Source organism: Streptomyces sp. NPDC058683 (assembly GCF_042716195.1).
GTDB lineage: Bacteria > Actinomycetota > Actinomycetes > Streptomycetales > Streptomycetaceae > Streptomyces.
In genome coordinates, this window is record NZ_JBHXSK010000033.1 from 1 (window position 1) to 21,015 (window position 21,015).

Consider the following 21,015-nt stretch of genomic DNA (forward strand, 5'->3'; position numbering starts at 1 on the left):
GTTGATAGGCCGGATCTGGAAGCACCGTGAGGTGTGGAGGTGACCGGTACTAATAGGCCGAGGGCTTGTCCTCAGTTGCTCGCGTCCACTGTGTTGGTTCTGAAACCACGAACAGCCCCATGCCAGGTCACGGCATGGTGCGGCTGAAACAGTTTCATAGTGTTTCGGTGGTCATAGCGTGAGGGAAACGCCCGGTTACATTCCGAACCCGGAAGCTAAGCCTTACAGCGCCGATGGTACTGCAGGGGGGACCCTGTGGGAGAGTAGGACACCGCCGAACAAATTTTAGGAAAGGCCCACGCCATATGGCGTGGGCCTTTCTGCATTTACGGGCATGGTTCGGCTAGAACGTCACGTCCGCTGTGCCGACCGTGCCGCCCTTTCGGCCGGGGGCTTCCTGCCACTGCCAGTACAGGTTCGTGTGCGAGATGACCAGTTCCGGGGCCGGCGCGCCGTACGCGGTGAGGTCCTCCGTGGTGTGGGCGTCGCCGACCAGGGTCGCGTCGTACCCGCGGACCATCGCTCCGTGCAGGGTGGAGCGGATGCAGGCGTCGGTCTGGGCGCCCGTGACGACCACGCGGCCCACGCCGTGTTCGGCCAGGACGGACTCCAGCTCGGTGTCCTCGAAGGAGTCACCGTAGCGCTTGTGGATGAGGGGCTCGGTGGCCTCCTCGCGGGTGAGCTCCGGAACGTACTGCCAAGCGGCACTGTCCGGCTTCAGCTCGTCGCTGGCGTGCTGGACCCAGACCACCGGGACCGCCTCGGAACGGGCCTTGGCGATCAGGGTGTTGATGTTGGCGATGACCTCGTCGCGGTTGTGGGAGCTGTCCACCACCCCGTTCTGCACATCCACGATCAGCAGGGCGGTGTTCGGTCGGTTCGGCAGAGTCGTCATGGCGTCCACAGTAGGCGGGAGCACTGACAACAGGCCTTGTGTGAGCGTCGTAAACGAGGTGAGGGGGGCGGTCGGTGGCGGCTACCGTGGCCGTATGAGTGCGATGACCAGCGGTGATTACGTTGTTCGTGCGATACGGGCCGAGGAGTGGGAGGACGTGAAGCGGCTGCGGCTCGTCGCGTTGCGGGACCCGGTGGCGCGTATCGCGTTCCTGGAGAGCTATGAGGACGCCGCGGCCCGGCCGGACTCCTTCTATCAGGAGCGGGCCGCGCGGTCGGCCCAGGAGCCGAGCGGTGCGCGGCAGTTCATCGCCGAGACGGCGGACGGGGTGTGGGCCGGGAGTGTGACCGTGCTCGTCGAGGAGGCCGGGTCGACGGACTGGGCCGGAGCTCCGGTCGAGCGGCGGCAAGGGCATGTGGTCGGGGTGTTCGTGCGGCCCGAGCACCGGGGGAGCGGGCTGATCAAGGCGCTGTTCGACGCCGGTGTGGCGTGGGCGCGGGAACAGGGTGCCGAGCGGGTGCGGCTGCTGGTGCACGAGGAGAACGCGCGGGCCCAAGGGGCATACCGCAAGGCGGGGTTCGTGCCGAGCGGTGTCCTCGTGCCGTTCGTCAAGGACGAGGCGGAGAACGAGGTGGAGTTCGTTCTGGAGTGGCCGGCCCACGGGCGCGGTTAGACCGGCAGTTCCCGGTGTGGCCAGCGGGAGCGGGCCTGTTCGTGGGAGCGGAGCAGGGCGAGGGTCGGCAGGCCCCGGTCGACGCCGGTGGCGAGCAGGTCGGGGAGCTGGGGGAGTGGAGCCACTGCCGCGACGTCGTCCAGGACCAGGGTCAGTGGTGGGTCGAGCCGACCGGAGGATGACCGTTCGGCCATGCGCCGGCCGCGCTCGACCACGCTGGAGACGAGGGCCGTCAGGAGGGGCATCGCGCCGGGGTTGGTCCTGGGGTCCTCGATGGATTCACCGACCACATAAAGCGTGCCCCCTTCGGCCACGAAGGAATCCAGGGCGAGGGCGTCGGATCGGTTGGGTGTGCAGGCCTCGCGGATGTTGACCGTGAAGAGGGCGGCGAGTGCCCGGGCCGTCAGCTCCTGGGCGATGTCCCGGCGTTCGGGGTGCGAGGTGAGTGCGGCTTCGAGTTCGCCGGCCGCGCCGGGGGCCGCCTTCGGGTGGGTGCGGAGGGTGCGTACGGCGTCCTGGACGCCGGTGCCCTGGGCCCAGCGGTGGACGTGGCGGATCGTGCGGTTCTCCAGGGCGGCGGCGTGCAGGTAGCTGCGCAGGAGCGTTTCGGCCGTGTCGGTGACCGCCTGGTCGATCTTGGCGGTGGGTTTCACGGGGGTCAGGAGTGCCTGGGCGCGCAGGACCGCGGTCTGCTTGTCCTCGCAGTCGGCCGTGGGGGACCAGTGGAAGCGGGCCGGGGTGTCGCAGAGGTGGTTCGGGTCGTAGAGGAGGACCGGGCCGAGTTTGGCCCGGGCGTCCTTGGTGTCGGACCAGAGGGCGGGGTTCGAGGTGACGGTGAGGGTGGGGCCGGCCGCGTCGCGGATGGCCTGGGCCGCGGTGGTGTGGCGGGTGTCTCTGGGGGCGATGTGGATTTTCGTCCACCCGCCCACCTGGTCACCGTTGGCAGCGGGGTGGGCGTAGAAGCCGGCGGGGGCCACGACGGTGTGAACTCCGGCCGCGTGTTCGACTTCCGGTTCGGGGACCGTTGACTCGAGGACGGTCGTCTGCGGGGCGGTCGTCTCGTGGGCGGTCGGCGTCGGCGTCGGCCTCGGTTCCGGTTCTGTGCGTGGTTCCGGAACCGGCGTTGTCGTAGGCGCGTGCTTCTCCGCCGTCCGTCTTCTTCTCCCCGCGCGCCATCTCGCCACCGTCCCCATCACGAAGACCGTCAGGACCAGCAGGATCATCAGCTGGCCGATGAACAGGCCCCAGAACAGGCCCCATCCCGACAGCTGGGCCGCAGGTGTGTCCGGCCAGGCGCCCGTGATGTCGTGCGGTTCGCCGATGAGGTGGCGCATCGCGGGCGGGGTGTGGGACAGGTTGACGGTCGGCGGCCAGGTGCCGTGGGAGAACCAGGCCGCCAGGCCGGTCGCCGTCCACACCATGACCGTGATGCCGAGCAGGAACGCGAGTATGCCGACCAGCAGGCCGTCGGGGATGCCGCCGCCGCTCTGCTGTTCGCGCTCCTGCCGGGGGTCCGGTCTCACGATCGGGTCCTCCCTACGCCACCGTGGATTCCGAGTCGCCGAGGTGCTGTTCGACGAAGGCCGCCGCCCGTTCCTCCGCCTCCAGTTCGGCGGCGCGCAGGGCGTCGTCGGCGGCGGCGAGGTGGTCGGCGGACGACTCGGTCATCGCGCGGTCGGTGAAGACGAGCGGGCGTTCCGTCTCGGTGATCAGGTGTTTGACCACCTGGACGTTGCCGTTGACGTCCCAGACGGCGATGCCGGGGGTGAGGGTGGGGATGATCTCCACCGCCCAGCGTGGGAGGCCCAGCACCCGGCCGGTGGCGCGGGCCTCGTCCGCCTTCTGGGCGTAGATCGTCCGTGTCGACGCCATCTTCAGGATCGCCGCCGCCTCCTTCGCCGCCGCGCCGTCGACGACGTCGGAGAGGTGGTGGACGACCGCGACGAAGGAGAGGCCGAGGCGGCGGCCGAACTTCAGCAGGCGCTGGAAGAGCTGGGCCACGAAGGGGCTGTTGATGATGTGCCAGGCCTCCTCGACCAGGAAGATGCGCTTCTTCCGGTCGGGGCGGATCCAGGTGTGCTCCAGCCACACGCCGACGATCGCCATCAGGATGGGCATGGCGATGGAGTTGCGGTCGATGTGGGAGAGGTCGAAGACGATGAGGGGCGCGTCGAGGTCGATGCCGACCGTGGTCGGGCCGTCGAACATGCCGCGCAGGTCACCGTCGACCAGGCGGTCCAGGACCAGGGCGACGTCCAGGCCCCAGGCGCGTACGTCGTCTATGGCGACGTTCATCGCTTCCGCGGACTCCGGCTCGGGGTGCCGTAGCTGCTCGACGATGTCCGTCAGGACCGGCTGGCGGTCCAGGATCGTCTCGTTGACGTAGGAGTGGGCGACCTTCAGGGCGAAGCCCGAGCGTTCGTCGAGGCCGTGGCCCATCGCCACTTCGATGATGGTGCGGAGCAGCGCGAGCTGGCCCGTCGTCGTGATCGACGGGTCCAGGGGGTTCAGGCGGATGCCGTGGTTCAGGGCCGCCGTCGGGTCGAGCCGGATGGGTGTTATCCCCAGCTCTTCCGCGATGAGGTTCCACTCGCCGACGCCGTCCTCGCCCTGGGCGTCCAGGACGACGACCTGGCGGTCGCGGAAGCGCAGCTGCCGCAGGACGTAGGTCTTCTCCAGGGCCGACTTGCCGTTTCCGGACTCGCCGAGGACCAGCCAGTGCGGGGCCGGGAGCTGCTGGCCGTAGAGCTGGAACGGGTCGTAGATGTAGCCCTTGCCGGAGTACACCTCGCGGCCGATGATCACGCCCGAGTCGCCCAGGCCGGGGGCGGCCGTGGGGAGGTAGACCGCCTGGGCCTGGCCGGTGGAGGTGCGGACCGGGGAGCGGGTCGTCTCGACCTTCCCGAACAGGAAGGACGTGAAGGCTTCGGTGAGGACGGACAGCGGGTCCCTCATCAGCGCATCAGCCTCTACCTTCGGATTCCGGTGGCGAAGGGAAGTGTGTTCACGAAGGCGCGGTGGTGCTCACGGTCGCACCACTCCAGTTTCAGGTACGACTTTCCGGCGGACGCCCTTATCGTGCGCTTGTCGCGGTTGAGGGCTTCCGGGTTACGGGAGGAGACGGTGATGTAGCCGACCAGGTTGACGCCGGCCGCGCCGCTGGCCAGGTCCTCGCCGCGCTGGTCGAGGCGGTTGTGGGCGGCGATGTCGCGGGGGTCGACGGTCCGGTTCATCTTGGCGGCGCGGGATGCCTCCGCCTCGTCGTTGGTCTTCTCCGTGAGCATGCGCTCGATGGCGACCTCGGTGGGTTCGAGGTCCATGGTGACCGCCACCGTGCGGATGACGTCGGGGGTGTGGACGAGGAGGGGCGCGAGGAAGTTGACGCCGACGGGGGTCATCGGCCACTCCTTCACCCAGGCCGTGGCGTGGCACCAGGGCTCGCGGGTGCTCGACTCGCGGGTCTTCGCCTGGAGGAACGTCGGCTCCATGGCGTCCAGTTCGGCCGGCCAGGCGTTGCGCTGGGTCATCGCCTGGATGTGGTCGATGGGGTGGTCCGGGTCGTACATGGAGTGGATGAGGGAGGAGAGACGGCCCTGGCCGAGGGGCTGGCGGACGCGGATGTCCGCTTCCTGGAGGCGGGAGCAGATGTCGGTGAGCTCGCGGGCCATGACGACCGCGAGACCGGCGTCGCGGTCCAGCTTGCGGCCGGCCTGGGGACGGGCCGCGCGGGCCATCGCCTGGGCCTCGGCGGCCAGTTCGCGGGAGTAGTGCATGCAGGCGACGAGGTAGGCGCGGTGCTGCTCGCTGCTGGTGGACACCATGGACTGCAGCTGGTCGTACGACTGCGACAGCCAGCCCGGGGCCTTCTCGTCGCCGCGCTGGGCGACGTCCTTGGCGTGGGCGTCGGGGTCGGCGGGGAGGGTGCGGGCGAGCATCTGGAGGCGGGTGACGAAGCCGTCGCCGTTGGCCACGTGCTTGAGGAGGGTGCCGAAGCGGTCGACGAGGGCTTCCTGGTCCTCGGAGTCGCGCAGGCCGACGCCGGGTCCCTCGATCTCGATGGCGGCGGTGACGGTCTTGCGGTCGGCGTGGAGCAGGACGGCGATCTCGTCCGGGCCGAACGGGGCGGCGAGCCAGCTGATCCGGCCGATGCCGGGCGGCGGGCCGACCTCGACCTCGCGGCCGTCGATCCGGGTGCCGGCCTCGGCGGCGGTGGAGCGGTAGACCGTGCCCTGGCGCAGGGTGCGCTTGAAACTGCGGTTGATCTCGAACCACTTGTAGAACGTGCGGCGCTTGTACGGCACGTAGACCGCGGCCAGCGCGAGCAGTGGGAAGCCCATGAGGAGCACGATCCGCAGGGAGAGGACCGGGACGAGGAGCCCGCACATCATGCCGAGGAACGCGCCCGCGATGATCAGCACGATCTCGCCGGATTCACGGTTCCGGCCGACGATCGCGTTCGGCCGGGCGCGGCCGATCAGATACGTACGGCGGGGCGTGATCGGATGGGACAGATGGGACTCGGTCGTCAACGCCCTTCACCTCCCGAGCTGTTGTTGCGGGTGTTGCCGGCGTGCGGGGTGTTCATCGGGCTGGGCGCGCGGGGTGCGGGTGCGGCGGAGGGGACAGATCCGCCGCCACCACTGTTCGGGGTGCGCGTGCTGTGCGCGGCGACGCCGCCGGAGGCCGGGTTGGACGGGCGGGCACCGGAGGAGGCGGAACCGCCGCCCCCGCCCCCGCCGCCGTTGTTGTCGGCGCGGGCGCTGTGCGTCCTGATGCCCTGGGCGACCAGGTTGGCGGGGCTGCTGATGACGGCGGCGGCCTTGCCCTCGGCGCCCTGCATGATGCGGTTGTTGCGGCCGGCCGCGATCTCGTCGCCGAAGCCGGGGACGAAGCGGTAGATCATCGCGCTGGCGAAGATGGCGAGCAGGATGATGGCGAGGCCGGAGACGACGGCGGAGAAGGCGTCGGGGCCGCCGTCGGAGGACAGGGCGCCGGCGAGGCCGAGCACTATCACGATGACCGGTTTGACGAGGATGACGGCGATCATGATGCCGGCCCAGCGGCGGACGTGGCCCCACAGGTTCTTGTCGACGAGGCCGGCGTAGACGACGGTGCCGAGGAGGGCGCCGACGTAGAGCAGGGCGGCCCGGATGACGAGCTCCAGCCAGAGGACGCCGGCGGCGAGGATGCTGACCAGGGAGACGACGATCAGCATGATCGGGCCGCCGCCGATGTCGTCGCCCTTGCTGAGGGCGCCGGAGAAGGTACCGAAGAACGTGTCCGTCTGGTTGCCGGTGGTCTTGGCGAGGACGTCGGTGACGCCGTCGGCGGCCGATACGACGGTGTAGAGGATGAGGGGCGTGAAGGCGGACGCCAGCACCGTCAGCCAGAGGAAGCCGACGGCTTCGGAGATGGCGGTGCTGAGGGGGACCCCGCGTACGGCCCGCTTGGCCACGGCCAGCAGCCACAGGAGGAGGGTGAGGATCGTCGACGCGGCGAAGACGACGGCGTACTGCTGGAGGAACTTCTCGTTGGTGAAGTCGACGTTCGCGGTCTCCTTCACGGCGTCGCTGAGCTTGTCGACGGTCCAGGAGGCGGCCTTGGCACAGCCCTGGGCGAGCGAGGAGAGGGGGTCGAGGGTGGAGGTGAGGGGGTCGGTGGTGGAGCCGCCGGTGCTGCCGCCGGAGCCGCTTTCGCAGAGCTGCAGGGACGGACCGGTCATTCCCGCGCAGTTGCCGCCGCTCTCCGTGGGAGAGGGGCTAGCGGAAGGCGAGGCGCCCGGTGAGGGGTCCGCGAAGGCGCTGGTGGCCAGGAGGACGACGGAGGCCTGCACGGAGGCCACCAGGGCGGTGAGTTTGAGCGCGCGGTGCTGGCTAGCGAGCATAGGTGAACCCTCCGAACTCCTGGACCGCCTTGCTGATCTCGTCGGACCCGGACACGGGGTTGTCGCCGGTGACCGGGGTCGGGCCGGTCTTCTGGCTGGATTCCAGGACCTTCCAGTCCCCACCGCTCCAGTTGAGCTTCATGGTGACGGTGAACCAGTTGCTGGTCACGGGGCTGGTCGAGCCGGTGCCCGCGATGCCGAACAGACCGTTGCACCAGACCTCGACGGTGGCCGCGTCGTCGCTGTACGACGTGGCCTCGGTGCCGACCGGCAGCGTGCGGCTGACGAACGTGCTGCCGGAGGGCGCGGTGCCGTCGGCGGTGAGGCCGGCTTTCTTGAGGAAGTCGGCAGAGTAGTCGGAGTCGAATCCGGACTGCTGGCTGTTCATGGTGGCGGGGTCGGCGATGGTCTGCACGATCGCATGCCGCTTGGCCGTGTTGAACATGCTGTCGGAGCCGAGCACCGTCGCGTAGTTCGCCGCCGCGCTCTGCGCCCCCTGCGAGCTGTGTGCGAACCCGGTCGGGATTCCCTCTCCGCTCTTCGTCTCCACCGGCTTCGTGCCGCTCGCCGCCGTTGACGACGTTTTCGGCTGGCCCCCGCTGCCGCTGCCGCTTCCGGTGCCCGTGGCCGACGAGGAGTTGTCGTCCCCGCCCCTGTTCGCGAAGGCGATCGCTGCGATGAGGAGGACGACCACGCCGACGACGGTGACCAGGCTTCTGGAGGAGGAGCGGCCGCCGCGGCGGGACGCGCCGCCGTACGGGTCGCTCTCGGGCAGGCGGGTGCGGGTGTGGCCCGTATCCGGGTAGCCGGGCTCGTCTCCGAGGCTCATGCCGCGTACTCCCCCTCCACGTCGTACCGGAACGCGTAGTAGTACGACGGTAGCCGTGCTGGTTCCCGCGCGGGCGCGGTGTGGTGACTCGACATCAGGGAAACGCAACCTCGGAGCGGGGGAAAGGGAGGTGCAGATTGGCTAGACGGCCATGCCGTACACGATCGTGAACAGGGTGCCGAGTGAGCCGATGATGAAGACTCCGGTCAGTCCGGCGATGATGAGGCCCTTGCCCTGTTCGGCACTGAAGGTGTCGCGGAGGGCCGTGGCGCCGATGCGCTGTTTGGCGGCGCCCCAGACGGCGATGCCGAGGCAGAGCAGGATGGCGACGGCCATGACCACCTGGATCATCGTCTTCGCCTCGTTGCCCAGGCTGCCGAAGGGGCCCCAGTCCGGAGCGATCCCGCCGATGATGGTGTTGATGTCTCCCTTGTCGGCCGCATAGAACACGTAAGTCACCGCCCCTGGTGGGTAGTTCCGTTCGCCCCTGCCGGGTGCAGAGGTCACGCATCATTCTCGCCGAAAACGTCGCCGGAGTATGTCGACTTGACGTCATCGATTGGCGGGTTTCGTACGAAGGGCTCGTACGGTCACTCTGTGTATCACGGCAGGTCACGCCGGGCAATGAGGCCTGAGCGGAACCTGTCGTGTGGTTCCGTCGTTGACCCCTTCTATGACCTGGCACGTTTGATGGCGGCCGGTCGGGTGAGGGGTCGAGACGATGTTCTCACGGTAGTCATGGGGAAATGGCCAGTGGGCCCCGGCACCGGCCGGGGCCCACTGGCTTCCTGAGGTCGTGTCAGCCCGTGAAGGCCGTGGTGCCCTCCGGGGTGCCCCAGCCGGTCGGACCGTCGTAGCCGGTCGTGGCGGTGCAGTAGTACGAGGTGGTGCAGGTGCCGTTGTTGCCGCTGGTCACGTCGTTGAGGTACGAGGTGCCGGCGTAGCTGTACGGGAACTTGGCCGGGTAGGAGCCGCTGGACGGGGTGCCGGCCAGGGCGTAGACGCCGGCGATGATCGGCGCGGAGACGCTGGTGCCGCCGAAGGTGTACCAGCCGGCGGTGACGCCGTAGGAGTCGTAGACGGAGACGCCGGTCGCCGGGTCGGCCGCCGCGGAGACGTCCGAGATCATGCGCTTGGTGCAGGTGGTGTCGGTCTGCCAGGTGGGCTTGGCGTCGTAGGAGGAGCAGCCGGAGCCGGTGCCCTCGGTGCTCGACGTCTTCCACACCGTCTCGGTCCAGCCACGGGTGGTGGAGGAGGTGGCGAGCTTGGTGCCGCCGACGGAGGTGACGTACTTGGAGGCGGCCGGGTATTCGGCGCCGTAGCCGCTGTCACCGGCGGAGACGGTGATGGCGACACCGGTGTGGTTGAAGTACGAGGAGTCGTACGAGGTGTCGGACGAGGACTCGCTGCCGCCGTAGCTGTTGGAGACGAACTTGGCGCCCAGGGTGACCGCCTCGTTCACCGCGGTGCCCAGGTTGGCCATGGTGGCGCTGGTCGCCTCGACGAGCAGGATGTTGCAGTTCGGGCAGATCGCGGAGGCCATGTCGAGGTCGAGGGAGATCTCCTCGGACCAGCCGGCGTCGGACGAGGGCAGCGAGGTCGTCGAGCCGGTCTGGCTGACCTTCTTGAAGCAGCCGTTGGCCGTCGTGCAGGCGGAGAGGCCGTAGTACGAGCGGTAGGTCGCGAGGTCGGTCTCGGCGTTGGGGTCGTTGTACGCGTCGACGATCGCGATGGTCTCGCCCGAGCCGTTGGAGGCGGCTGCGGAGGTCAGGCCGTAGGCCGCCCGGAGGTTGGTCGGGCTGTAGCCGGAGGGGGTGGACGCGTCGGCGGCCTTGGGGGTGATGCCGGTCTTCGCGGCCTGCTGCTTCTGGGCGGCGGTGAGGCCGCCGGTGACGCGGTAGGAGTTGCAGGCGAGTTCGCCCGTGTGCTTGGGGGTGGCACAGGGGGTTGCGGCGTAGGTCACCTTGGCGGAGGAGACGGAAGGTGCCGCGTCGGCCTGGACGGCGGTGCCGAATCCGGTGAGCAGCAGTGCGGCCGTGGCCGCCGCCGCTGTGCCGAGTCGGCGCCAGCTACCGCGTATGGAGGGTCTGTTGGGGGGAGTGGAACGCATGCGTGCAGCCTCCTGAGTTCCGGTATGGGGGAGGAACAGGGGCGGTGCGGGTGCGATCTGGTGCGTGGTGGTGCGCGATGAGAATCCTTTGTTGAGTACGCGACAACAAGAGGCTTCAGGAATCATGACTTCCGCATTGCCGAACGGGGCGTTCGCGTGACCCGTCGATGGCCGCCCGTTGTCCTGTGGGTGACGGGTGGTTGACCCAACGCACAGGATTTTCACGGGCGTTGCCAAGGTGCCCGGGGCGCGAAAAACGGGTCACGGCCGGCTGCCGTGACCCGTTTTCCTTTCTGTGCCGCCGAGGGGACCCCACGTCCCCCTCACGGTGGCGGCTCCCCGTGACCCGACGGGGAGGTCCTGCCGGGGCCTAGCCGGTGAAGGCGTCGGTCCCTTCCGGGGTGCCCCAGCCGGTCGGGCCGTCGTAGCCCGACCTGGCGGTGCAGAAGTACGACGTGGAGCACGAGCCGTTGGATCCACTCGTCACGTCGTTCAGGGCGGAGGTGCCGGCCGCCGCGTACGGGTACTGGGCCGGGTAGTCGCTGCTGCCCGGGGTGCCGGCCAGGGCGTAGACCGAGGCGATGATCGGCGAGGAGGCGCTGGTGCCGCCGTAGGTGTTCCAGCCGGTGCCGTCGGAGCCGTAGCTGTCGTAGACGGAGACGCCGGTGGCCGGGTCGGCGACCGCGGAGACGTCGGCGATCATGCGCTTGGTGCAGGTGGTGTCGGTCTGCCAGGTGGGCTTGGCGTCGTAGGCGGAGCAGCCGGAGCCGGTGCCCTCGGTGGAGCTGGTCTTCCAGACGCTCTCGGTCCAGCCGCGGCTGGTGGAGGAGGTCTTGAGGGCGGTGCCGCCGACGGCGGTCACGTAGCGGGAGCCGGCCGGGTACTCGGCGCCGTAGCCCTCGTCACCGGCGCTCGCGGTGATGGCCACGCCCGCGTGCTTGTAGTACGAGGTGTCGTACGACGTGTCCGACGACGACTCGGCGCCGCCGTAGCTGTTGGAGACGAACTTGGCGCCCAGCTTGACGGCCTCGTTCACCGCGGTGCCCAGGTTGGCGTCGGAGGCCGACTTGGCCTCGACGAGCAGGATGTTGCAGTTCGGGCAGGTCGCGCTGACCATGTCGAGGTCCAGGGACTCCTCACCGGCCCAGCCGCTGTCGGCGGTGGGGAGGGAGGTGGTGGAGCCTGTCTGGCTGACCTTCTTGAAGCAGCCGTTGTCGGTGGTGCAGTTCGACAGGCCGTAGTACGACCGGTAGGTGGCCAGGTCCTCCTCGGCGTTCGGGTCGTCGTACGCGTCGACGATCGCGACCGTCTCGCCCGAGCCGTTCGAGGCGGCGGCGGAGGCCAGGCCGTAGGCCGACTGGAGGTCCGAAGGGCCGTATCCGGTGGGGGAGTCGGAGGCGGCGTCCGGCTTGACGGTCTTCGGCGTCACGCCCTTGAGCGCGGCCTGCTTCTCCATGAAGGCGGTGGTGCCGCCGGTGACCCGCAGGGCGTCGCACGCGGCGAAGCCCTTCTTCGGGGTGGCGCCGCAGCCGGCCTTCTCGTACTGGACATGGGCCTTGGCGACCTGGGCGGCGACGGCCTTGGCGCTGACCTTGTGGGTCGTGGTGGCGGTGGCCGCGGTGGCGTGCGCCGCGGTGCCGAGTCCGGCGACGAGCAGGGCGGCGGTGGCCGCGGCTGCCGAGCCGACGCGGCGCCATCTGCCGCGTATGTGGGGGGTGTCGGGGGTGGTCGTACGCAACGTACAGCCTCCTGGAAGAGGGGGGGGAGAGGCCTGCGGGTGGGGGCCACCGGTGTGATTGCCGGTGGGGGCGGCGGCCCGCGACGACCATCGCGTTGTTGGGTACGCGACAACAAGACGGGTTTCGGAATCCTGACTTCCGCGTTACTGAAGGGCGGCCTGGGGTTACTGATCATTGGGCCGCGGATGGCCGGAAGTTGGGGTTCGGTTGACCTGGGGGCGCCGGCGGCGGTGGGTCAATGCGCGTTGATCGGGGCGTACCGAGCGGTCAGCGGGGCTTCAGGCCGTGCAGCAGGAGATGGACGTGATCGTCCAGGCCGGCCAGTGCCTCGTCCGCCGGGAGCGTGCAGTTGGCGACCAGGGCGGCCAGGCCGTGGATGGTGGACGCGGCGACGAGCGTGATGCGCTCCGGGTCGCCGTCGACGATCTCGCCGCGCCGCTGCGCGTCGGCGAGCAGCCGCACGAAGGAGCCCAGGGAGCGGTCGACCGCCTCGGCCAGCGGCGTGGAGATGTCCGGGTCGTGCTTGCGGGAGAACATCAGCTCCAGCAGTTCCGGGTTCTCGACGGCGAAGGTCAGATAGGTCCGGGCGAGCGTGACGATGCGCGATTCCAGGGGGGCGTCCGGATCGTCCGCCGACTCCAGGCCCTGGTTGAGGCGGCCGTACCCGTTGAGCGCGAGCGCGTCCAGCAGGGCCTGCTTGTCCTTGAAGTGCCGGCCGGGGGCGGCGTGGCTCACCCCGATGTCGCGGGCCAGTTCGCGCAGGGACAGCGCGGCGGCACCTTTCTCGCGCAGGGTGCGTTCGGCGCTGGCGAGCAGGGCGGCGCGCAGGTCTCCGTGGTGGTAGGGGCGGCTTTGCGGCATGGGCGTCATCGTAACCCGGATGTTGGCGCCGTCAGCTTTGTTGGCGTTGCCATCTTTGTTGTCATTGACAGCATTGTAGGCGGCGCCTACATTGGCGGGCATGGCTGAGAAAACTGGCACATGGAACGCGTCCCGTCTCCCCGACCTCTCCGGCCGTACGGCCGTGGTCACCGGTGCCAACAGCGGCATCGGCTTCACCGCCGCGGACGCGCTGGCCCGGTCCGGCGCGCACGTGGTGTTCGCGGTACGGGACCCGGAGCGCGGGCGCGCGGCCGCGGCGAAGGTGTCCGGCAGCACGGAGGTGCGCCGCCTGGACCTGGCGGACCTGGCCTCGGTACGGGAGTTCGCGGCGGGCTGGGACCGGCCGCTGGACCTCCTGATCAACAACGCCGGCGTGATGATGCTCCCGGAGCAGTCCACCAAGGACGGCTTCGAGATGCAGTTCGGCACGAACCACCTGGGGCACTTCGCGCTGACGAACCTGCTGCTGCCGTATCTCACGGACCGGGTGGTGACGGTCTCCTCCGGGCTGCACCGCGGCGGCGACGGCGTGATCCACTTCGCCGACGTCAACCTGCGCGGCACCTACAGCCCGACCCGCGCCTACGCCCAGTCCAAACTGGCGAACCTCCTGTTCACCCTGGAGCTCCAGCGCCGTCTGACGGAGGCCGGCTCCCCGGTCCGCGCACTGGCCGCCCACCCCGGCTACGCGGCCACCAACCTCCAGAGCCACACCGCCAACCCGCTCGCCCGGCTCGGCATGCGCCTCGGCAACCTGCTCGTCGCCCAGGACGACCGCGGGGGCACCCTCCCCACGCTGTACGCGGCGACCCAGGACCTGCCCGGCGCCAGCTACGTCGGCCCGAGCGGCCTCGGCGAGATGCGGGGCGCACCGGCGCTGGCCGGCCGGAGCGCGGCGGCGAGCGACCCGGTGGCGGCCCGCAGGCTGTGGACGCTGTCGGAGGAGATGACGGGGGTGACCTGGCCGCTCGGGGTCGAAGCCGTGTGACCGGGACTCGGTGCACCACGGCCCGGCACACCTTCTTCCAGTACTTCTTCCAGTACCCGGACGCCCGTCGGTCCGTCCGCGCCCGCCGGATACGGTGAGCGGATACGACGGTTCTCCGGGAGGTGGCCGGATGAGCGGGGGCGTGGACTTCGCGCTCGACGGGCGTACGGCCCTGGTGACCGGCTCCGTGCGCGGACTGGGCCTGGAGATGGCCCGGGGACTGGCGGGCGCCGGTGCGCGGGTGATCCTCAACGGCCGTGACCCGGCGGCGCTGGAGGCGGCGGCCGGGGCGCTCCGCGACGAGGGGCTCGACGCGGTGGGCGCGGCGTTCGACGTGACCGACCGGGAGGCCGCCGAGGCCGCGGTGACCGGTCTCGGCGCGATCGACATCCTGGTCAACAACGTGGGCCACCGCGACCGGCGCGGGGTCCACGAGATGACCCCGGACGAGCTGTCCGCGCTGCTCGACGTCCACCTGACCTCGGCGTACGCGCTGAGCCAGACAGTCGCCCGGGGCCTGGCGGCCCGTGACACCCCGGGCCGCATCGTCAACGTCTCGTCGGTCGTCGGCCAGTTGGGCCGCACCGGGGACGTCGCCTACGCCACGGCGAAGGCGGGCCTCGACGGTCTGACCCGGGCCCTGGCGGCCGACCTCGGACCCAGCGGCACGACGGTGAACTCGGTGGCACCGGGCACGTTCGCGACGGACGTCAACGCGGAGCTGGCGCAGGACCCGGAGTGGGCGCGGTGGCTGCGCACCCGCACGGCCCTGGGCCGCTGGGGCCGCCCGGCCGAGATCGCCGGCATCGTCGTCTTCCTGGCGAGCGACGCGGCATCCTTCATCACGGGCCAGACGATCGCGGTGGACGGCGGGATGACTACGACGTTCTGAGCGGGGTGAGGGTTTTCTTGTCCTCCGGGTGACGGCGGCGGTGAGTGCGGTGAGGGCGGTTCACAGGTAAATCTCAGTGAAGCGGGGAACCGTTTCTCACCTTTGTGGGACACAGTGGGGCCCGATGAAGCGCACCTCACGCATCTCTTCGGCCTCGCGGCGTGTCGCGCTCGGCGCGGCGGTCGTGCTGGCCGCCACCTCGGCCTCCGTGGCGGCCGCCGATGACGGGCCCGGGCCGTTCGGGGTGACCGCGGTGGTCGGGCCGACCGCGGAGAGCGCGAGGGTCGGCGCGCTGTTCACCGCCGACGAGGCCGGGAGCCTGGCCGGCCACCACTTCTGCACCGCCTCCGTCGTGCACAGCCCGCAGCGGGACCTGATCGTCAGCGCCGCGCACTGCGTCGACGGGGACGACACCACGGGGCTCGTCTTCGTGCCGGGGTACCGGGACGGGCAGGCGCCGTACGGGGTGTGGAAGGTGGGCAGGCGGTATCTGCCCGACGGGTGGGCGAAGGGCCAGGACGAGGACAGTGACGTCGCCTTCGCCGTCGTGGACGAACTGGGCGGCAAGCGGGTCGAGGAGGTGACCGGCGCCAACCGGTTCGTCAGCGGCATGGCCACGGGGGCCACCGCCGTCACCGTCACCGGGTATCCCGACTCCCGTGAGGTGCCCATCAGTTGCACCAACAAGCCCGTCGCCCACAGCGCCACTCAGCAGCGCATCGACTGCCCCGAGTTCACGGGGGGCACCAGCGGGAGCCCCTGGGTGAACGGCGACCATCAGGTGGTCGGGGTGCTGGGCGGGCACGAGCAGGGCGGTTCGACCGCCGACACGTCCTACAGCGTCGTGCTCGGGAGCGAGGCCGGCGAGCTGTACCAGGACGCCGCAGGCAGGTGAGACGGCGTCATGTGCGCCGTCTTGCTGTGAAATAGCGCCACTCTCGGCCGAAATGGCGTTGAACAGCCCTGACATGGGGGAGGGTTGGGGCGTGCGGAAAGTATGGGTGATCGGCGGCGCGGCGGTCGGGCTCGGGCTGAGCTTCGTCATGCTGCTCGTCGTCGGGGTGTACGTCGTCGCCGGGAACCTGCTGGGCGGCGCCGGCGGTGCCGGCAAGGCGCTGGCCAAGGGAGCCGTGCCGGCCGCCTACTCCACGCTCGTGCAGAAGTGGGGCAACCTCTGCTCCGCCATCAACCCCGCCCTGCTCGCCGCCCAGCTGTACCAGGAGAGCGGGTTCAACCCGAAGGCGCAGAGCGCGGCGGCCGCGCAGGGGATAGCTCAGTTCATCCCGGGGACCTGGGCCACCCACGGCATCGACGGCGACGGCGACGGCGACCGCGACGTCTGGGACCCGAATGACGCGATTCCGTCGGCCGCCTCCTACGACTGCCAGCTCGCCTCGTACGTCAAGGACGTCCCCGGCGACATCTCCGACAACATGCTCGCCGCCTACAACGCGGGCGCGTACGCGGTCATCAAGTACAAGGGTGTGCCGCCGTACAAGGAGACCCAGAACTACGTCAAGACGATCACCACGCTCGAGGACAGCTTCGCCGCGCCCGTCAGCCGGCTCTCCCCGACCAAGCAGGCCGCCGGCGCCATCGAGTACGCCCAGAACAAGCTCGGCACCCCCTACCTCTGGGGCGGTAACGGCACAGCTCAGGACGGCGGCCGGTTCGACTGCTCGGGGCTGACCAAGGCGGCGTACGCGCACGTGGGGATCACGCTGCCGCGCGTCGCCAACGACCAGTACAACGCCGGTCCGCACCCCTCGCGCAAGGAACTGCTCCCGGGGGACCTGGTCTTCTTCTCCACCGACCTCACCAACTCCCGCGCCATCCACCACGTGGGGATCTATGTCGGTGGCGGGTACATGATCGACGCGCCGTACACCGGGGCGGTCATCCGGTTCGACCCCATCGACAGCGCCGACTACTTCGGAGCCACCCGGGTCACCGAGGATGGCGCGAAAGCGCTGCCCACCTCGGTGTGAACGGAGCGTATAACCCACCCCCTGAGCTGGGGCTTTGTGTCTCTCTTCGATAACGTCTGCGTGATCATTCGGTGGAACCTGGAACGTAGTGATGGGGACCGTGCGTTCCTGTTGACGAAGCCGACCACGGGGGTGGCAGCGAGCGGCGCACACGAGGTGCGTTCGGGACGACGACGAAGGGGCCGCAGGCACGATGGCTGTACTCGCCGAATCCGGATCCAACCCCGACGTCGACCTGCTCTACGACATCAACGGCCTGGCCAAGGACGCACCGCACTGGTTCGACCGGGCCGTGGAGTTCGTCGGGGAGTACGGGCTGCTGGTCGCGATGGTGCTGCTGGTGGTGTGGTGCTGGTGGTCCGTGCGGCGCCGCGGGGACGAGGACGCCGCGGCCACGACGGCCGCGCTGGTGTGGACGCCGCTCGCCGGCGCGATCGCCGTCCTCGTGAACATCCCCATCCGCGGGTTCGTCGAGCGGCCCCGGCCGTTCCTCACCCACCAGGGGCTCGACGTCCTGGTCTCCGGGAAGACCGACTACTCGTTCGTGAGCGACCACGCGACGATCACCATGGCCCTGGGGGTCGGACTCTTCATCGCGAACCGGAGGTTCGGGCTCGCGGGGATAGGGCTGGCGCTGGTCGAGGGGTTCTGCCGGGTGTACATGGGCGTGCACTACCCGACGGACGTGGTGGGCGGCTTCGCGCTGGGCACGGCGGTCGTCCTGCTCCTCTCCCCGTTGGCCACGGCTGTGCTGACTCCGGTGATGAAGGCGGTGGAGGGGTCGCCGAGGGTGGGGTGGATCGTGCGGGGGCGGTCGGTGACGGTGGGGTTGGTGCCGGGGTCACGTACGCCGATGGACCCGGAGGAACGCGACCTGGCAGCGTAGCCGGGGCGGGGGTTTCGCTTACCGGCGCTGGCAGGGTGCCGCCGCGCCCACCCGTGCCGCCGTGCGGCACGATTGCCCGCAGCTGAGTAGGGCGCGGCTGGGCAGCGCCCCGTAAGGGGCGCGGGGAACTGCGCGATCAGCCCCCACGCACCCGCGGACAAAACGACTCCCTACAACCCCTGCGGAGAAGAGAAGAACCGCTTCGGGTCGTACTGCGACTTCACCTTGCCCAGACGCGTCGCCGCATCCCCGTAGTACGCCTTCTTCCAGTCGGCCAGCGTCGGGTCCGTGTAGTTCTGGTACGCCGCGCCGGAGGCGTACGGCTTCATCGCCGCGTGCGCCCCGTTCAGCCACGTCTGGCCCGCACCGCCGGAGGCCCCCGCTCCCCACGACACTATGTACTGCGCCAGCATCCGCGACCGCCGGTGCACGAACGCCGTCGCGGTCGGGGAGACCCGGTTCACCGCACCGCCGAGCGCCGTGAAGGCGATGCTGCCGGCGCCGCCCCGCACCGCGCCGATCTGCCGCAGGGCCGTCTGGATGCCGGCCGCCGAGAGCGAGCGGTCGAAGAAGTCGGAGCGGGCCGCGTAGGTCTCCCGGCCCAGCTTGCCCGACGTGGAGCGGCCCGGCGTGGACCCGGGCAGGTGGCACTGGGGCTCGGTGGCGAAGGAGGAGCAGCCGGCGTAGCTCTCCATCGCCTCCTCGTAGCCGTGGCGGCGCAGCGAGACGGAGGAGGCGTTGGCGCCCGCCTTGTGGGCGAGGGCGTCCACCGCGTTCTGGAGTTCGCCGTACGTGCCCATCGAGAAGCAGGCGACGGAGACGCGCGGGCCGCTGCCCGAGTTCTCCAGGTGCAGGGAGGACCAGATCTCGTCCGGCTGGGAGGGGCCCCACTCCTGCCAGGCCTTGAGGACCTGCGCCGCCTTCGCCCAGGGCCAGGTCAGGTACGCGGTCACGGCCTGCGGGGTGGGGTGGGTCTTGAACTGGAGTTCGGTGACGACGCCGAAGTTGCCGTTGCCGGCTCCGCGCAGTGCCCAGAAGAGGTCCTTGTTGGTGCTCGCGTTGGCGACCACCTGCGTGCCGTCCGCCGTGATCAGCGTCGCCTGGGTGAGGCTGTCGCAGGTCAGGCCGTACGCGCGGGACGCGACCCCGTGGCCGCCGCCGAGGACCAGGCCGGAAACACCCACGGTGGGGCAGGAGCCCGCCGGGATGGTCACGCCCTTGGCCGCGAGGCCGCGGTAGACGTCGATCAGCTTGGAGCCGGCGCCGACGACCGCCGTGCCGCCGCTGACCCGGATGCGGTTGAGCTTGGAGACGTCGAGGATCAGGCGGCCGTCGCCCGAGGAGTAGCCGGCGTAGGAGTGGCCGCCGTTGCGGATCGAGATCTTCAGCCCGTGGGCCTGGGCGTACGACAGCGTGGTGCGGATGTCGTCGGCGTGGGCCACGTACGCCACCGCCGACGGCTTCAGTCCGTCGAAGCGGGTGTTGTAGAGCTGGTGGGCCGTCGTCCAGTTCGCGTCGCCGGGGCGGACCAGGGTGCCGTCCAGGGCATGGGCCAGGGCGGTCCAGTTGGCCGCGGCCGCTGCGCTGGTGGTCTTCAGCGGCGTACGAGAGGATGTGGACGCGAGTGGCGCGCCGGTCGTGTGGGATGCGGTGGTGCCGCCGGAGCTGCACCCCGTCAGTGCGGTCGCCGCGAGGGCGGCCGCCCCGCCCGATATGAAGGTACGCCGTTCCATGCCCGTGCCTTTCGTCGGCTTTCGTGGGACGAGACGGCGTCCGTCGCACACGGGTTCCCGTGCGGTGTAACGAACGCTGTGACGTCGTAACGACTGCGATGGCGAACGGCGAATAAATGTTCGCGTAACCCGGAGGTTGGAACCGGCGCGTGCCCTCACCGTAAGCGTTCCGTGACCTAACCGGGTTGACGGCAGGGGTTCACCCTCCGTTTACCTATGGCCATCGGCGGCTTCACCTGTTCTGCCTAATTTCGGCCGTACCCGATGCGGTGAGCGGTCCTAAATGCCCAGTCAGGAGGCCCTCACCCATCACGACTACTTCGCACGCCGCCGAAGGTGGCGCCTCTGGAAGGAACTCCCGAAAGTGAAGCTTCAGCGCAAGAACCGGCTGCGCGCCCTGTCTCTCGGTGCTGTCGCTGTCTCCGGCGCCCTGGCCCTGACGGCGTGCGGCTCGGACGACAACGGTGGCGGCAGCGGTTCGAGCACTCCCTCGTCCTCTGCGAACGCCAGCTCCATCAAGTGCGACGACGCCAAGGGCCAGCTGCTCGCCGACGGCTCCTCCGCGCAGAAGAACGCGATCGACGCCTGGGTGAAGACCTTCTCCCAGGAATGTGGTGTGCAGATCAATTACAAGGGCTCCGGCTCCGGCGCCGGTGTGACCGCCTTCACGCAGGGCCAGGTCGCCTTCGCCGGTTCCGACTCCGCGCTGAAGCCGGAAGAGGTCACCGCCTCCAAGAAGATCTGCTCCGGCGGCCAGGGCATCGACCTCCCGATGGTCGGCGGCGCGATCGCGATCGGTTACAACGTCCCGGGTGTCGACAACCTGGTTCTGGACGCGCCGACCCTCGCCAAGATCTTCGACAGCAAGATCACCAACTGGAACGACGCGGCGATCAAGAAGCTGAACCCCGACGCGAAGCTTCCCGACCTGAAGATCCAGGCGTTCCACCGCTCGGACGAGTCCGGTACGACGGACAACCTCACCAAGTACCTGATCGCCACCACCCCGAGCAACTGGAACTACTCCGGCGGCAAGGCCTGGCAGGCCAAGGGCGGCCAGTCCGCTCCGCAGTCCGCGGGCGTCGCCCAGCAGGTCAAGCAGACCTCCGGTGCCATCGGCTACTTCGAGCTCTCCTACGTCTCGGACGGCATCAAGGCCGCCTCCATCGACACGGGCGCCAGCAAGCCGGTCGCCCCGTCCACCGAGTCCGCCACCGCCGACATCGCGGCCGCCAAGGTCGTCGGCACCGGCAGCGACCTGGCGCTCCAGCTCGACTACAAGACCAAGGCCGAGGGCGCGTACCCGATCAGCCTGGTCACGTACGAGATCGTCTGCGACAAGGGCAACAAGGCCGACACCCTCCCGGCGACCAAGGCGTTCCTGCGCTACATCGCCTCCGAGGACGGCCAGAAGGTCCTCTCCACGATCGACTACGCCCCCGTCCCCGACGAGATCATCACCAAGGTCCGCTCCACCATCGAGGGCCTGAGCTAAAGATCCGCGAGTGCGGCCGAG

The 21,015-nt window shown here is 69.8% G+C and carries 18 protein-coding genes and 1 rRNA gene; 8 read left to right on the plus strand and 11 right to left on the minus strand.

The annotated features are described in order from the left end of the window. The first annotated feature begins 163 nt into the window (after positions 1 to 163). Positions 164 to 280 (plus strand): 5S ribosomal RNA (gene rrf, locus ACFWXC_RS31815). Between the two features lie 63 nt (positions 281 to 343). Here rrf and ACFWXC_RS31820 read toward each other — a convergent pair. Then, positions 344 to 895 carry an isochorismatase family protein gene (locus tag ACFWXC_RS31820; RefSeq protein WP_384483884.1) on the minus strand — a complete coding sequence of 184 codons (552 nt, stop codon included), beginning with the start codon at positions 893 to 895 and terminating at the stop codon, positions 344 to 346. Between the two features lie 103 nt (positions 896 to 998). Between ACFWXC_RS31820 and ACFWXC_RS31825 the strand changes: the two genes are divergently transcribed. Continuing rightward, positions 999 to 1,568, plus strand: a complete 570-nt coding sequence (locus ACFWXC_RS31825; protein ID WP_384484130.1) for a GNAT family N-acetyltransferase — start codon at positions 999 to 1,001, stop codon at positions 1,566 to 1,568. Here the strand turns inward: ACFWXC_RS31825 and ACFWXC_RS31830 are convergent. The 9 genes from ACFWXC_RS31830 to ACFWXC_RS31870 form a co-directional block, all read right to left on the minus strand. Continuing rightward, a complete protein-coding gene (locus ACFWXC_RS31830) occupies positions 1,565 to 3,091 on the minus strand; it encodes a type VI secretion protein (protein ID WP_384483886.1) in 1,527 nt (508 codons plus the stop codon). The two genes, ACFWXC_RS31825 and ACFWXC_RS31830, sit on opposite strands and share 4 nt — an antisense overlap. A gap of 13 nt (positions 3,092 to 3,104) precedes the next feature. Further along, positions 3,105 to 4,523 carry an ATP-binding protein gene (locus ACFWXC_RS31835; RefSeq protein ID WP_384483888.1) on the minus strand — a complete coding sequence of 473 codons (1,419 nt, stop codon included), beginning with the start codon at positions 4,521 to 4,523 and terminating at the stop codon, positions 3,105 to 3,107. Positions 4,524 to 4,537: 14 nt separating this feature from the next. After that, complete coding sequence (locus ACFWXC_RS31840; RefSeq protein ID WP_384483890.1) at positions 4,538 to 6,097, minus strand: SCO6880 family protein; 1,560 nt, start codon at positions 6,095 to 6,097, stop codon at positions 4,538 to 4,540. After that, a complete protein-coding gene (locus tag ACFWXC_RS31845) occupies positions 6,094 to 7,452 on the minus strand; it encodes a hypothetical protein (protein ID WP_384483892.1) in 1,359 nt (452 codons plus the stop codon). The genes ACFWXC_RS31840 and ACFWXC_RS31845 overlap by 4 nt, the downstream gene beginning before the upstream one ends. Further along, positions 7,442 to 8,281 (minus strand): hypothetical protein, encoded by an 840-nt coding sequence (locus tag ACFWXC_RS31850; protein ID WP_384483894.1) that lies wholly within the window; start codon positions 8,279 to 8,281, stop codon positions 7,442 to 7,444. Before ACFWXC_RS31850 ends, ACFWXC_RS31845 begins: the two co-directional genes overlap by 11 nt. A gap of 141 nt (positions 8,282 to 8,422) precedes the next feature. Next, entirely contained in the window at positions 8,423 to 8,731 is a 309-nt protein-coding gene (locus ACFWXC_RS31855) for a hypothetical protein (protein ID WP_351328461.1), read from the minus strand. A 349-nt stretch (positions 8,732 to 9,080) separates the two neighbouring features. Continuing rightward, positions 9,081 to 10,391 carry a peptidase S8 gene (locus tag ACFWXC_RS31860; RefSeq protein WP_384483896.1) on the minus strand — a complete coding sequence of 437 codons (1,311 nt, stop codon included), beginning with the start codon at positions 10,389 to 10,391 and terminating at the stop codon, positions 9,081 to 9,083. 370 nt (positions 10,392 to 10,761) lie between these two features. Further along, a complete protein-coding gene (locus ACFWXC_RS31865; RefSeq protein ID WP_384483898.1) occupies positions 10,762 to 12,129 on the minus strand; it encodes a peptidase S8 in 1,368 nt (455 codons plus the stop codon). Between the two features lie 268 nt (positions 12,130 to 12,397). Beyond that, positions 12,398 to 13,000, minus strand: a complete 603-nt coding sequence (locus ACFWXC_RS31870; protein WP_384483900.1) for a TetR/AcrR family transcriptional regulator — start codon at positions 12,998 to 13,000, stop codon at positions 12,398 to 12,400. Between the two features lie 91 nt (positions 13,001 to 13,091). On the opposite strand from ACFWXC_RS31870, the gene ACFWXC_RS31875 reads away from it, so the two are divergent. The 5 genes from ACFWXC_RS31875 to ACFWXC_RS31895 all read left to right on the plus strand — a co-directional run bounded on the left by ACFWXC_RS31875 (position 13,092) and on the right by ACFWXC_RS31895 (position 17,766). Beyond that, entirely contained in the window at positions 13,092 to 14,000 is a 909-nt protein-coding gene (locus ACFWXC_RS31875; RefSeq protein WP_384483902.1) for an oxidoreductase, read from the plus strand. A 130-nt stretch (positions 14,001 to 14,130) separates the two neighbouring features. After that, a complete protein-coding gene (locus ACFWXC_RS31880) occupies positions 14,131 to 14,892 on the plus strand; it encodes an SDR family oxidoreductase (protein WP_384483904.1) in 762 nt (253 codons plus the stop codon). A 124-nt stretch (positions 14,893 to 15,016) separates the two neighbouring features. Continuing rightward, entirely contained in the window at positions 15,017 to 15,787 is a 771-nt protein-coding gene (locus ACFWXC_RS31885) for a trypsin-like serine peptidase (protein WP_384483906.1), read from the plus strand. 73 nt (positions 15,788 to 15,860) lie between these two features. Continuing rightward, a complete protein-coding gene (locus ACFWXC_RS31890; RefSeq protein WP_384484132.1) occupies positions 15,861 to 16,880 on the plus strand; it encodes an NlpC/P60 family protein in 1,020 nt (339 codons plus the stop codon). Positions 16,881 to 17,073: 193 nt separating this feature from the next. Further along, positions 17,074 to 17,766, plus strand: a complete 693-nt coding sequence (locus ACFWXC_RS31895; RefSeq protein ID WP_384483908.1) for a phosphatase PAP2 family protein — start codon at positions 17,074 to 17,076, stop codon at positions 17,764 to 17,766. Between the two features lie 170 nt (positions 17,767 to 17,936). On the opposite strand, the gene ACFWXC_RS31900 is transcribed toward ACFWXC_RS31895, so the two are convergent. Beyond that, entirely contained in the window at positions 17,937 to 19,499 is a 1,563-nt protein-coding gene (locus ACFWXC_RS31900) for an FAD-binding oxidoreductase (protein WP_384483910.1), read from the minus strand. 364 nt (positions 19,500 to 19,863) lie between these two features. Here ACFWXC_RS31900 and pstS point away from each other — a divergent pair, with 364 nt between their 5' ends. Next, complete coding sequence (gene pstS, locus ACFWXC_RS31905; RefSeq protein ID WP_384484134.1) at positions 19,864 to 20,994, plus strand: phosphate ABC transporter substrate-binding protein PstS; 1,131 nt, start codon at positions 19,864 to 19,866, stop codon at positions 20,992 to 20,994. The last annotated feature ends 21 nt before the right edge of the window (positions 20,995 to 21,015 follow it).